This window comes from Lactiplantibacillus paraplantarum, assembly GCF_003641145.1.
GTDB classification, from domain to species: domain Bacteria; phylum Bacillota; class Bacilli; order Lactobacillales; family Lactobacillaceae; genus Lactiplantibacillus; species Lactiplantibacillus paraplantarum.
The window spans coordinates 1,684,779-1,697,832 of sequence record NZ_CP032744.1 but is presented as its reverse complement, the minus strand read 5'-3'; the positions used below and the strand labels follow the sequence as shown (position 1 = coordinate 1,697,832).

The 13,054-nt window shown below is 45.2% G+C and carries 13 protein-coding genes; 12 read left to right on the top strand and 1 reads right to left on the bottom strand.

The annotated features are described in order from the left end of the window. The first annotated feature begins 9 nt into the window (after positions 1 to 9). Both LP667_RS08170 and LP667_RS08165 read left to right on the top strand, forming a co-directional pair. Positions 10 to 903: a deoxyribonuclease IV gene (locus tag LP667_RS08170; protein ID WP_033609328.1), complete on the top strand. Its 894-nt coding sequence runs from the start codon at positions 10 to 12 to the stop codon at positions 901 to 903. A 65-nt stretch (positions 904 to 968) separates the two neighbouring features. Then, entirely contained in the window at positions 969 to 1,685 is a 717-nt protein-coding gene (locus tag LP667_RS08165; RefSeq protein WP_021730843.1) for an SDR family oxidoreductase, read from the top strand. Between the two features lie 126 nt (positions 1,686 to 1,811). On the opposite strand, the gene LP667_RS08160 is transcribed toward LP667_RS08165, so the two are convergent. After that, positions 1,812 to 2,630: a pyruvate, water dikinase regulatory protein gene (locus LP667_RS08160; protein ID WP_021730844.1), complete on the bottom strand. Its 819-nt coding sequence runs from the start codon at positions 2,628 to 2,630 to the stop codon at positions 1,812 to 1,814. Positions 2,631 to 2,862: 232 nt separating this feature from the next. Between LP667_RS08160 and rpsU the strand changes: the two genes are divergently transcribed. The 10 genes from rpsU to dnaG all read left to right on the top strand — a co-directional run bounded on the left by rpsU (position 2,863) and on the right by dnaG (position 12,978). Then, entirely contained in the window at positions 2,863 to 3,051 is a 189-nt protein-coding gene (gene rpsU / locus LP667_RS08155; protein WP_003638914.1) for a 30S ribosomal protein S21, read from the top strand. A 41-nt stretch (positions 3,052 to 3,092) separates the two neighbouring features. Beyond that, the gene (locus LP667_RS08150; RefSeq protein ID WP_021730845.1) at positions 3,093 to 3,536 is read left to right on the top strand and encodes a GatB/YqeY domain-containing protein; all 444 of its coding nucleotides are present in this window, start codon (positions 3,093 to 3,095) and stop codon (positions 3,534 to 3,536) included. Between the two features lie 379 nt (positions 3,537 to 3,915). Further along, positions 3,916 to 4,893 carry a PhoH family protein gene (locus LP667_RS08145; RefSeq protein WP_021730846.1) on the top strand — a complete coding sequence of 326 codons (978 nt, stop codon included), beginning with the start codon at positions 3,916 to 3,918 and terminating at the stop codon, positions 4,891 to 4,893. 9 nt (positions 4,894 to 4,902) lie between these two features. Continuing rightward, positions 4,903 to 5,382, top strand: a complete 480-nt coding sequence (ybeY, locus tag LP667_RS08140; RefSeq protein ID WP_021730847.1) for an rRNA maturation RNase YbeY — start codon at positions 4,903 to 4,905, stop codon at positions 5,380 to 5,382. Further along, positions 5,366 to 5,782, top strand: coding sequence for a diacylglycerol kinase family protein (locus LP667_RS08135; protein ID WP_033609329.1), 417 nt, complete (start codon positions 5,366 to 5,368; stop codon positions 5,780 to 5,782). Before ybeY ends, LP667_RS08135 begins: the two co-directional genes overlap by 17 nt. A gap of 40 nt (positions 5,783 to 5,822) precedes the next feature. Continuing rightward, positions 5,823 to 6,731 (top strand): GTPase Era, encoded by a 909-nt coding sequence (era, locus tag LP667_RS08130; RefSeq protein ID WP_021730849.1) that lies wholly within the window; start codon positions 5,823 to 5,825, stop codon positions 6,729 to 6,731. Between the two features lie 30 nt (positions 6,732 to 6,761). Then, positions 6,762 to 7,538: a DNA repair protein RecO gene (gene recO / locus LP667_RS08125; RefSeq protein WP_080235621.1), complete on the top strand. Its 777-nt coding sequence runs from the start codon at positions 6,762 to 6,764 to the stop codon at positions 7,536 to 7,538. 321 nt (positions 7,539 to 7,859) lie between these two features. Then, a complete protein-coding gene (gene glyQ / locus LP667_RS08120; RefSeq protein ID WP_021730851.1) occupies positions 7,860 to 8,759 on the top strand; it encodes a glycine--tRNA ligase subunit alpha in 900 nt (299 codons plus the stop codon). Next, complete coding sequence (glyS, locus tag LP667_RS08115; protein ID WP_021730852.1) at positions 8,759 to 10,843, top strand: glycine--tRNA ligase subunit beta; 2,085 nt, start codon at positions 8,759 to 8,761, stop codon at positions 10,841 to 10,843. Before glyQ ends, glyS begins: the two co-directional genes overlap by 1 nt. A gap of 254 nt (positions 10,844 to 11,097) precedes the next feature. Beyond that, positions 11,098 to 12,978 (top strand): DNA primase, encoded by a 1,881-nt coding sequence (gene dnaG / locus LP667_RS08110; protein ID WP_021730853.1) that lies wholly within the window; start codon positions 11,098 to 11,100, stop codon positions 12,976 to 12,978. Positions 12,979 to 13,054 lie beyond the last annotated feature (76 nt).

Sequence of the window (13,054 nt, the reverse complement as noted above, 5' to 3'; positions counted from 1 at the left end):
GGATCAATAATGCTTAGACTAGGATCACATGTTTCGATGAAAGCGCCTGACATGTTGCTAGGCTCAGCCAATGAGGCAGCTAGCTATGGCGCCAATACGTTTATGATTTATACGGGAGCGCCGCAAAATACGCGGCGTAAACCGATTGACGAACTTAAAATTGCCGAAGCACAACCAGTAATTGAAGCCAACGATCTTCGTCAGATTGTGGTGCATGCGCCGTACATTATTAACTTGGGCAATACGAAAAAACCGGGTTACTTTGAATTTGCAACGGAATTTCTATATCAAGAAATCCAGCGGGCAGACGCGGTTGGTGCGACGCAATTGACACTACATCCCGGTGCCCATATTGGTGCTGGGGCGGATGTGGCCATCGCACAAATCATTAAGGGTTTGAATACGGTTATCCGACCAGAACAGCATGTTCAAATTGCGTTAGAAACGATGGCTGGTAAGGGGACTGAAGTTGGGCGGACGTTTGAAGAGCTCGCACAAATGATTGACGGTGTGACTCACAATGAAAAGTTATCCGTTACCTTTGATACTTGTCATACGAGTGATGCCGGCTATGCCATTAAAGATGATTTTGATGGGGTTCTGAATGAATTTGACCACGTGATTGGGCTGGACCGCTTGAAAGTGATTCATCTCAATGACTCGAAAAATCCGCAAGGTGCGCATAAAGATCGTCATACCAATATCGGTATGGGAACAATTGGTTTTGACGCCTTGAATGCGGTCGCGCACCATCCTCAGCTACCGGATATCAGTAAGATTTTAGAAACGCCATACGTCGGGGCTGATAAGAAACACCAGTTGCCGCCATACAAGTACGAGATTGCCATGTTGCGCGCTGGCCGGTTTAATGACCATCTGATTGCAGATATTGAACAACAGTAGTTAATAAGAATTGAACGATGATCGCAAGCCGGTTGTCGTTTTTTGTTTTAAGGAGGAAGTTAAAAATGCAATTTGAACAACGGATATTAGTAGTCGGCGGTACTTCAGGTTTTGGCATGGAAATTACGCGCCAGGCGTTACAACACGGCGCCCGTGTTCATATTATTGGTCGTACGACTGCGCATGTCGCAGTTGCAGTAAAAAAATTAGGAGCCCCGGATCGTCTAATGGGAACGGCGTTAGAGGCGCAAAATAAGGAACAGTTGACCGCCTTTTTTGAAAGTAACGCTGGTTTCGATCATGTTATTTCGATGCTAGGTGGCGCCATGGGTGGCGGATTTCTTGATAACTCGGTAGCAGCGATACGACAGACAGTTGAAGCTAAATTTTTTGCTAATCTTCAACTAGCGCAGATTGCTAGCCGACATCTTAACCAGCACGGTTCGCTAATTTTTACTTCAGGTGCGGGTGGTCGGCCGGATAACGCTTCTGGGGCCATCATTGGCAATCAAGCAATTAATACGATGGTTGCTGGCCTCGCCGTTGAGTTGGCGCCAAATTACCGTGTTAATGCGGTTGCACCAACTTGGACGCCAACCGGATTGTGGCGGCAATTATCTGCTGAGCAGTTAGCGACTCAAACAGCTGAAGTAAGCGATGGTAATCCATTGAAACGTGTGGCGACACCAGCGGAAGTGGCGACAGCTTATCTCTATCTGATGCAAAATCAGTTTGTGACGGGACAAGTATTGCATGTTGATGGGGGTGTCGAATTAGCTTGAGCTGCTGGAAACGTTAAACCTCACAAGTTAAGAAGATGACAAAGCGCGTTACGAGTTTAATTAGTCGTAACGCGCTTTTAATGAAAAATAGGCTCAGGTAAAGTGCTTAACTGATAGGTGCACCGCTTAATGATTGTCTGACTCATCGGTATTTAAGCTTTCGGTAATCAAAGTGGCCGTTTCTTCAATTGATTTATTAGCGACATTGATAACTAAGCAACCTATTTTTTTGAAAATCTTGTCAGCATATTCAAGTTCTGCTTTAATTTTATCCGTGTTGGAATACATGGTATCGGGATTGAGCCCATATTGGACCATCCGTTGTCGACGAATATCGTTCAACTTTTCAGGATCGTTAGTTAGGCCGAAAATCTTTTTGGGGTCAACTTTCCAGATTTCATCAGGAATCTGGGCTTGAGGAACCAGTGGTAAGTTAGCGACCTTTAGATTGCGATTGGCCAAGTAAAGTGATAAGGGGGTCTTAGAAGTTCGTGAGACTCCCAGTAAGACAACATCGGCTTCTAAAAAGCCACTGGGGTTCTTGCCATCATCGTAAGTGACCGCAAATTCGATCGCGTTAATCCGATCAAAATAGTTGGTATTCAAGGCATGAACGGTTCCAGGATGATTGGACGGTTGAACGTGCGTAATTTGGGAGAACGTATCGAGTGCCGGTGTAATTACGTCATAATAAGGTAATTCATGGGCGACACAAAACTGATTAACGATTTGGCTGAGCCGACGATCAACGAACGTGTGAAAGATGGCGGCGTGTTCCTTGAGGGCCTGAGTTAAGACGGTCTGGAGTAGTGAATCTGTCCGCACGAATGGAAACCGTTGATAGCGAATGTCATAGTCGGAAAATTGAGCAGCGGCAGCTAAGGCCACGTTGTGTGCTGTCTCACCAATGGAATCGGATAAAATAAAGACTTTAATTGCTGACATGTAATAACCTCATTTCGGTTCGATAATACCCTTAGTGTAGCATAGCTAGCGGGCGATGAAAACGATTTACTGTCCGAGCTGGCGTTGCTCTTAACGATTTATTTTAAGGAAATTGTAAACTTTGGTTGACGGCCTTTTTCAATTTATGTATAATTTACTAGAACAGTTGCGTTATGTGTAAGTACGCATAATTTAACGGTTACTTTTTGAGCTCGGAGGGAGGGAATTTAACATGGCAAAAACAGTCGTTCGTAAAAACGAATCTCTTGATGATGCTCTTCGTCGCTTTAAACGTACCGTTTCAAAAAGTGGTACTTTACAAGAATACCGCAAACGGGAATTCTACGAAAAACCAAGTGTGAAGAAGAAGTTAAAATCTGAAGCAGCACGTAAGCGTAAGAACCGTCGTCGTTTCAAGTAATTAGTATTGATTACTAATGACCTAACGAGGAGGGAAAACCAATGAGTTTAATTGATACACTCAATGGTGATCTAAAAGCTGCGATGAAGGCGCGCGATAAGCAAACCCTCAGCGTTATACGGATGCTTAAGTCCGCGGTAATGAATGAACAAATTAATGCGGGCCATGATTTAACGGCTGAAGAAGAAGTGAGCGTGCTTTCACGTGAACTGAAGCAACGGCGCGAATCATTAAGTGAATTCGAAAATGCGGGTCGTCAAGATTTAGTTGACGGCGTTAAAGCAGAAATTGCAATTGTTGAGCAGTATATGCCAAAACAATTGTCGGACGAAGAAGTTCAACAAATTGTTGCTGACACCATTCAACAAATCGGAGCCACTGGTAAAGGTGACTTTGGTAAGGTGATGGGGGCAGTGATGCCAAAACTTAAAGGTCAGGCAGATGGCAAGCTGATCAACCAAACAGTTAAATCATTATTGAATTAACGGTTAACCGGAGAATACTTTCTCCGGTTTTTTATTTTGGGCATAATTTTGCTATCAATATTACCATTATCGAAAAGTGCGCCCCAAGGTTGCTTGCGAGCAGACCGCCTTTTTGTTCCGTGCTCTTTTGTGCTACCGTTTCCACTAATAACAATTGTTTACGGAAATTAGGTGACAATTTGAAAAGTTGGTTCGTTAATTAAGTGTGGCCGGTGGAATGGATTGGTGAATGGCACTCGGAGCGTCCTTGTACTGGTTCCTAAGGGGCTTTTATGCTATGATTAACTAACAAATACCTGCTGAAATCGGCGTGGTTATCACGCTAATTGCGGGTGACATTGCCAGCTAATGGTGATTAAATCTGTCAATAAAGGAGTCCATGTTTTTGACCGAAAACTCAAAATATGAACAAAAATTTCTCATTGCTGATCCAGCCCAATCAGTCGCACTGTTAGGACCAGAAGACGCTCATTTAGCCTTACTAGAGGACGGTCTTCACGTTCAACTGCACGTGTTTGGAGATCAGATGACGATCAGTAGTGATGACGAAGCGGCTGTTCATAATACGCAAGCAGTACTAGATAATTTAACGAGTTTAATTAAACAAGGTATTCAAATTGGTGCGCCCGATGTGATTAGCGCCATTAAGATGGTGAACCGCGGTACGCTAGCTTATTTCAAAGACCTCTATTCTGAGACTTTAATCAAGGATAATCGTGGACGGCCCATTCGGGTCAAAAATTTTGGGCAACGGCAGTACGTGCAAGCCGTTGCTAAAAGTGACATTACGTTTGGAATTGGCCCAGCGGGGACCGGGAAGACGTATCTCGCCGTTGTGATGGCGATTGCTGCCTTAAAACGTGGTGATGTTGAAAAACTGATCTTGACGCGGCCGGCAGTTGAAGCCGGTGAGAGTCTCGGTTTTCTACCGGGTGACTTGAAGGAAAAGGTCGACCCATATTTGCGGCCGATTTATGACGCCTTGTACGATATTTATGGTGCAGAACATACGCAGCGCCTAATGGATCGGGGCATCATCGAAATTGCACCGCTAGCTTATATGCGGGGCCGGACGCTTGATCACGCCTTTGTCATTTTAGACGAAGCACAGAACACGACGAATGCCCAGATGAAGATGTTTCTGACCCGCCTGGGCTTTGGCGCCAAAATGATCGTTAATGGTGACATTTCCCAAATCGACTTACCACACCACACTAAGAGCGGTTTAATTCAAGCTGAACAGATCTTAGGTGGTATTCCTAATATTGCGTTCGTTAAGTTTACAGCGGATGATGTGGTTAGAAATCCGGTCGTTGCCAAGATTATTACGGCTTACGACCGTGTGGAACAACGCTAGGGGGCACTCATGGATTTAGAATTATATGATCAAACAACGGCGGGCGCGCAGCCTGAACAATTGCAACTAATTCAGGATCTAATCGCGCTAGCCGGGAAGACATTGAAGTTACGAGACGACACGGAAGTTTCCGTGACTTTAATGAACAATGATGCGATTCAAAAAATTAATGAACAATATCGGGGGGTAGATCGGCCAACGGATGTCATTAGTTTCGCGATGCACGATGATGATGAGGACGATCTGATTGTGATGGATCCTGAGATGGCAGCAGAAATGCCGCTAAATCTTGGTGATATTATGATTTCAGTTGATAAAGTAAGCGAACAAGCTGCCTTTTTGCAACATTCAGAGGCACGTGAGCTCGGCTACTTGGTCGTTCACGGCTTTTTACATTTGAATGGGTATGATCATCTTCAGCCAGCAGATGAAACCGAAATGTTTACGCTACAACGCCAGATTCTGGACGCCTATGGCCTCGAAAAATAGGCCTGATCGACTTCAGGTCGGCAAGAATCACTCCTTTTGGCAATCTTGGCTGCATGCTTGGAATGGCCTTAAGACGGTGGTGATTGAAGAACGTAATATGCGAACCCACCTTGCACTGGGGGCGGTAGCCTTGATTGCTGGCTGGTGGGTCCACCTAAACGTTAACGAATGGCTATGGCTGGCATTAGCTATTTTTTTGGTCATGCTATGTGAAATTAACAATACGATTGCCGAAAACCTGTCCGACATGGTGACAGGGCCCAACTTCAGTCCATTAGCTAAAAAGATCAAGGATATTGCAGCTGGCGCAGTCGTGTTTGCCGCAGCATTTGCAGTTTTGGTCGGGTTAATATTGTTTGCACCCAAAATTTGGAACTTCGTTGTCGACTGGTTAGGCTAATGATTGGTCAACCGGTGGGCAAGATTGAAAGGAATTGAATATGGCAGAACAACAAGCATTTCATTCCGGCTTTGTGGCGATTATTGGTCGTCCAAATGTCGGTAAATCAACATTATTAAACCGGGTCGTTGGTCAAAAAGTGGCAATTATGTCAGATAAAGCCCAAACGACGCGGAATCGAATCCAAGGTATCTATACAACGAGCGATACCCAGATGGTCTTTATTGATACGCCCGGGATTCACAAACCGCACAGTCGCTTGGGTGACTTTATGGTCAAGTCGGCCTTGTCGACATTAGGTGAAGTGGATGCGGTGTTATTTATGATCAATGCTGATGAACGGCGTGGCGCTGGTGATAATTTTATTATTGACCGACTTAAGACGGTCAAACAACCGATTTATTTGGTGATTAATAAAATTGACCAAGTTCACCCGGACCATCTCCTAGAAATCATGGATCAGTATAAGGACGCATTACCGTGGAAGGAAGTCTATCCAATTTCGGCGCTTGAAGGGAATAACGTTGATGAATTATTGGCGACCTTGAAAGCGCAATTACCAGAAGGCCCACAGTATTATCCGTCTGACCAAATCACTGACCATCCCGAACGATTTATCATTTCTGAACTGATTCGTGAAAAGGTCCTTGAATTGACGCGCCAAGAAGTGCCGCATTCAACGGCCGTCGTGATTGACTCGATCAAACGGCAAGATGAAGAAAAAATTCATGTTCAGGCGACCATTATCATTGAACGATCGTCACAAAAAGGGATTATCATTGGTAAGGGTGGCAGTATGCTCAAGAAGATTGGCTCACTAGCCCGGCGTGATATTGAACATTTACTCGGGGATAAAGTGTACCTTGAACTCTGGGTGAAGGTCCAAGAAAACTGGAAGGACCGCCAAGACTTGTTGGCAAGCTACGGCTACCGGCAAGATGACTATTAGAATCGTTAGGTGATTCAGATGGCCCAACAAATGGTCACAAATTTTAACGGTATTTTGCTTTTTCGCCGCGATTACCGTGAGCGCGACATGCTGATCAAGTTTTTAACCGCTGAGTATGGTAAGAAAATGTTTTTTGTTCGCGGTGCGCGGCGGCGCGGCTTTAAGATGGCGGCAGAGTTATTACCGTTCACGATGGGGGAATACGTTGGTGATTTACGCGATCAAGGCCTGTCGTATATTAATAGCGTCAAATCCGTTCAATATCTTGAGCATATTAGTCAAGATATCGCGCTGAATGCTTACGCGACGTATGTGATGAATTTGGTTGACGTGGCTTTTCCTGATAATCAACCGGTAGGCCGGTGGTACCAACAATTGACCAGCGCGCTACAACTGATTGATCAAGACGTGGCCCCCGCGTTGGTGGCTAACGTGGTTGAGATTCAGTTATTGCAACCATTTGGCGTTGCACCGGAATTGCGTTGGTGTACGGTATGTGGCCGTACCGATTTACCACTGGATTATTCTGAAAGTTACGGTGGTTTACTTTGCCAGCAACACTGGCACTTAGATCCGCATCGCTTGCATGCTAGTGCCGCGGCTATCTTTTATTTGCGCCAGTTTTCGGTGCTGGACTTGGCCAAGGTTCATTCCATTAAGGTCAAACCGCGGACGGCGGCGGAGTTACGGCGAATTCTCGATGAAATTTATCAGAATTCAGTGGGGGTCCGATTGAAGTCTAAACGTTTCATTGATCAGATGAGTAGTTGGTACCAACCACTGGCGCCACGCAAGAATGAGGATTGACAAACGAACAAGCATCAGCTATGATGATGAAGAACTGAATAGTTAAGTGTTGATGAGAGAAGGTTGATGGCCTTTGATTTACAGTGAGATCGTGATGGTGTGAAACGGTCAATCAAAGTCGTTAATTGGCGCTCTCGGAGCTTTAAGACCATGTAATTAAGCTGCTGAGGTTACTCAGAAGTAGGGTGGAACCGCGAAACCAATCGTCCCTATGTCGTTATTGTTGACGACAGGGGACTTTTTTGTTGCCATTAAGTTGGTTGAGCGGGTTCCTGCTTCAAAGTTATCAGCCGTTCAGTCACTAATTTTGGGAGGATACTAATGAGCAAAAAATTATCAGTGCAAGAGATTATCTTAACCTTGCAAAAGTTTTGGTCGGATCAGGGTTGTATGTTAATGCAATCCTACGATACAGAAAAAGGGGCCGGAACGATGAGCCCCTATACATTTTTACGAGCAATTGGTCCCGAACCATGGAATGCAGCCTATGTTGAACCATCACGGCGGCCTGCTGATGGGCGTTATGGTGAGAACCCCAATCGGTTATACCAACATCACCAATTCCAAGTGGTCATGAAACCTTCACCAGAAAACGTGCAGGACTTATATTTGCAAAGTCTTGAACAACTCGGCATCAACCCACTGGAACATGATATCCGTTTTGTGGAAGACAACTGGGAAAACCCATCAATGGGTTGTGCCGGTGTTGGTTGGGAAGTTTGGCTCGACGGGATGGAAATCAGCCAATTCACGTACTTCCAACAGGTTGGCGGTCTCGAAGTTGATCCGGTCACTTCTGAAATCACCTATGGGTTAGAACGCCTGTCTTCATATATTCAAGATGTGAATTCCGTATTCGACCTTGAATGGGGCGATGGTGTGAAGTATGGTGACATCTTCTTGGAACCAGAATTTGAGAATTCTAAGTACGCCTTTGAAGACAGTAATGAAGAATTATTGTTAATGTTATTTGATGAATACGAAAAGGAAGCTAAGCGGCAAATCAAGAACGGTTTAGTTCACCCAGCGTACGACTACTGTCTTAAATGCAGTCATACCTTCAATTTGATGGATGCTCGCGGCATGGTTTCAGTAACGGAACGGGCTGGTTATTTAGACCGGATCCGGAACATGGCGAAGTCAATTGCTAAGGAATTTGTGGCGCAACGTGAAAAACGTGGCTTCCCATTATTAAAACATGCACAGGAGGAGACGAAATAATGGCGAAAACTTATTTACTTGAAATCGGTTTGGAAGAAATGCCGGCCCACGTCGTTACACCGAGTGTGTTACAACTTAAGGAACGAATGGTCAAATTCCTGAAAGATGCGCGGCTTGATTTTGAAGATGTTAAGACTTTTTCAACGCCACGTCGGTTGACGGTCCAAGTATTGGGCTTAGCTGACAAGCAGGCGGATGTAAAAAAAGAAGTTCGCGGCCCGGCTAAAAAGATTGCCCAGGATGCGGATGGCAACTGGACGAAGGCGGCGATTGGGTTCTCTAAAGGTCAAGGGGCTTCGACTGATGATATTGTCTTTAAGGATATCAAGGGCACCCCGTACGTCTTTGTCCAGACTTTTACGGCTGGTAAAACGGCAGCTGAAGTTTTAGCAACTGGCGTTAAGGATGTTATCACCAAGATGAATTTCCCAACGATGATGAAATGGTCAACGTACAGTTTTAAGTATGTTCGGCCGATTCGCTGGCTCGTATCATTATTAGATAACGAAATCGTTCCCGTTCAAATCTTAGACGTGACGGCTGATCGGATTTCTCGTGGCCATCGGTTCTTGGGCCATGACGTTGAGATTGCAACTGCCATGGATTATGAAGCTGACTTAGCTAGTGTTCAAGTGGTTGCGGATGCAGCTAAACGTAAAGCGACGATCCGCGAACAGATTGCGGCGTTAGCGAACGAACGCGATTGGCAAATCAAAGTTAATGAAGATTTGCTGGAAGAAGTTAATAACTTGGTGGAATATCCAACCGCTTTTGCGGGGGATTTTGATACCAAGTACTTGACGATCCCGGACGAAGTCTTGATTACGTCGATGCGTGATCATCAGCGGTTTTTCTACGTGACCGATGCCGAAGATAACTTATTGCCACACTTTGTTTCAGTGCGGAATGGGAATACGGAACACTTAGAAAACGTGGCCTTGGGTAACCAGAAGGTGTTGACAGCACGCTTAGAAGACGCGGCCTTCTTCTACCACGAAGATCAACAACATTCGATTCAAGAATACGTTGAACGGCTTAAAAAGGTTAGTTTCCACGATAAGATTGGGACCATGTATGAAAAGATGCAACGAGTCATGGTTATCAGTGCCTTCTTAGCCGATCAGTTTGGCTTAACTGAAACTGAAAAGAACCAACTTCACCGGGCCGCTCAAATTTATAAGTTTGATTTGGTTACTGGCATGGTTGGTGAATTTCCTGAGTTACAAGGGGTCATGGGTGACAAGTATGCCGTCTTGAAGGGCGAAGATCCAGTCGTCGGCCAAGCGATTCGCGAGCACTATATGCCAATCAGTGCTGATGGCGATTTACCTAAGTCAAAGGTCGGTGCGGTGTTAGCGATTGCTGACAAGGTGGATTCGATTACGAGTTTCTTCGCCGTTGGCTTAACCCCAAGTGGGTCCAATGATCCATTTGCCTTGCGTCGCCAAGCATTTGGTATCGTACGGATCGTTCGGGAACAAGGTTGGGACTTCCCAATTCGTCAACTCGAAGCCGATATTCAAAAAGAATTGGTGGCCCATGATGCCACGTACAACTTGGACTTTGAAAAGCAAACGGCGCCAGTTGCTGATTTCTTAACGGACCGCGTCAAGCAGTGGTTCAATAATCGTAAGATTCGCTATGATATTGTCGATACGGTTATCAAAGGCAGTCGTCAGGATATCCGTGAAATGTTCAAAGCAGCCGACGTGCTGAATGCGCATCAAGATGATCCTCAGTTCAAGGATACGATTGAAGCCTTTACCCGGTTGTTGCGGATCACGGCGAAAGCTAAGCTGGATGCCGGTGATTTGACTGTCGACCCAAGCTTATTTGAAAATGAAGCGGAACAACATTTGTATGACGCTGTTCTTGAATTGCAAAAGCAATTTACCCCAGCAATGAGTATGGATGACCGGTTCAAGGCCTTAGCCGCCTTGCGACCATTGATCGTCGATTATTTTGAACAGACGATGGTTATGAGCAAGGATGAAAAGGTGCGGGATAATCACTTGAAACAACTCTTAACGATTGCCCAAATGATTAATGTGATGGGTGACTTGAACCAATTAATCGTTAAATAAGCGCGTACCGTGTATAATGAGGAGAAGTTACAGCAAAGGCTGTGGCTTCTTTTTTAGCTTGATGACAAACGAATTTGACAAATATGTCTAATAAGGACAACTTATTATTGCACTGCTGTCAAACTTGTGGTAATATGTATTCTGTAAAAGTTTGCACGCACAAAGTCGCATCCAAGTTTTGTGATGCGGCTTTTGATTGCGACAATGATTTGGTTGGTTTGTCAGACTTTAGTTAGTAGAAATGGGGTGGCAAAGTGGCCAATCGAATTCCAGAAGAAAAGGTTGAGCAAGTCCGCTCAGCAGTTAATATTGCGGATTTTATTGGACAATATGTTCAGTTGAAGAAGGCTGGTAAGAATTTATTTGGCCTGTGTCCCTTTCACGAAGAACGCACGCCGTCCTTTTCGGTCAATGAGCAAAAACAGATTTTTCACTGTTTCAGCTGTGGCCGCGGGGGCAATGTGTTCAGTTTCATTATGGATCTCGAAAACTTGTCTTTTCCGGAAGCAATCGTCAAAGTGGCCGATTTTGGACACATTGACTTGCCGGCAACCTATACGGCTCAGTCACAACCGGCCACACCTAAGGATCAGCAACAAGCTGATCTGTTAAAGCTGTACGCGGATAGTGCTAAGATGTATCAACATATTTTAGTGAATACTGAACTGGGTGAACCGGCGCTCAAGTACTTGCATGAGCGCGGACTAGATGATGAGACGATTAAAACGTTTGGAATCGGTTATGCACCGGCTAATCAGCTTTTATTGGATTTTTTCAAGGAGCACCAGACCGACTACCAACTACTACGGCAGTCGGGACTGTTTATTGAAAATCAATCAGGTGACTTACGTGATCGCTTCATTGACCGGGTCTTGTTTCCGATTAAAGATGCGAGTGGGCGGGTGATTGCTTTCTCAGGCCGAATCCTCAAAAAATCGCCTAATGAACCCAAGTATTTGAACAGTCCGGAAACGAAGCTGTTTAACAAACGCTCGGTGCTCTTTAACTTTGACTTAGCGCGGGGCCCCATTCGACAACAAAAATCGGTGGTACTATTTGAAGGCTTTATGGATGTGATTGCGGCATATCGTTCTGGTATTCAGAACGGGGTCGCATCAATGGGGACGAGCTTGACTGATGAGCAGATTTATATGCTTGAGCGCGTTACCGACACTCTGTACGTCTGTTACGATAGTGATATGCCGGGACAAAAGGCGACCGATCGCGCCCTGAAGTTGCTAGGTGGTAACAGTCGACTGAATTTAGGCGTGATTCAGATGCCCGATGGGATGGATCCCGACGAATATTTGCGTGCTCAGGGGCAGGAGAAGTTCGTCCAAGTATTTGAAGACGGCAAGCAAACGCCAACTGCTTTTGAAATGCAGTATTTAAAACATGATTTGAATTTGCAAAATACGCCTGATCAATTGACTTATTTACAGGCGGTCTTACAACAATTAGCGCAATTGTCGTCCAGTGTCGAACAGGATTTGTATCTGAACCAATTAGTGGCGGAATTCGATCTTGATAAGGATGATTTGAAGCAACAGTTGCGATCACTGGTCGGTCAGCAGGCCGTTCGACGCAGTGGTAGTCGCTCGGACACACAGCAAATGGCTCCCCCGCCAGTCCCTGCGCCGTTAGGGCCACCTCCAGCAACGGTGGATGGCAGTACGAACAGTGGCCCGTTGAGTCGGGTAGAGAAGGCGGAACGGTTATTACTATACCGTTTGTTGAATGATCATGACGTTTGGTTACGTGTGATGGCGATTGCCGGTTTTCATTTTGTTCATGATTCGTATCAGCAAATCTTAGTGTATGCGGAGGCTTATTTTAAAACGCATAATCAATTTGATTTGGGCAACTTTACGGATTTTATGACGGATTCAGAGTTACAACCCGTCGTCACGAGTTTGGAATTTATGGATGTTGCCAGTGAATCTTCCAAGGAAGAGATTGCAGATCTGGTCAACGTGATCATGAATCAACAGCCGCTGGTGGAACAAATCAACAGTAAAAAAGCTGAGTTAACGGCGGCCAAGCAAATCGGTAATCACGATTTGGTTCAGCAGTTAACGTTGGCGTTAATCGACCTATATCGGCAACAGCAACAGGTCCAACAAGCTGATAACTAGGCATGAAAATGATATACTTAAAGTTGGCTCGGTATTGCAACCGATCAGCTGGTAGATGCATACTAAATAGGAGGCT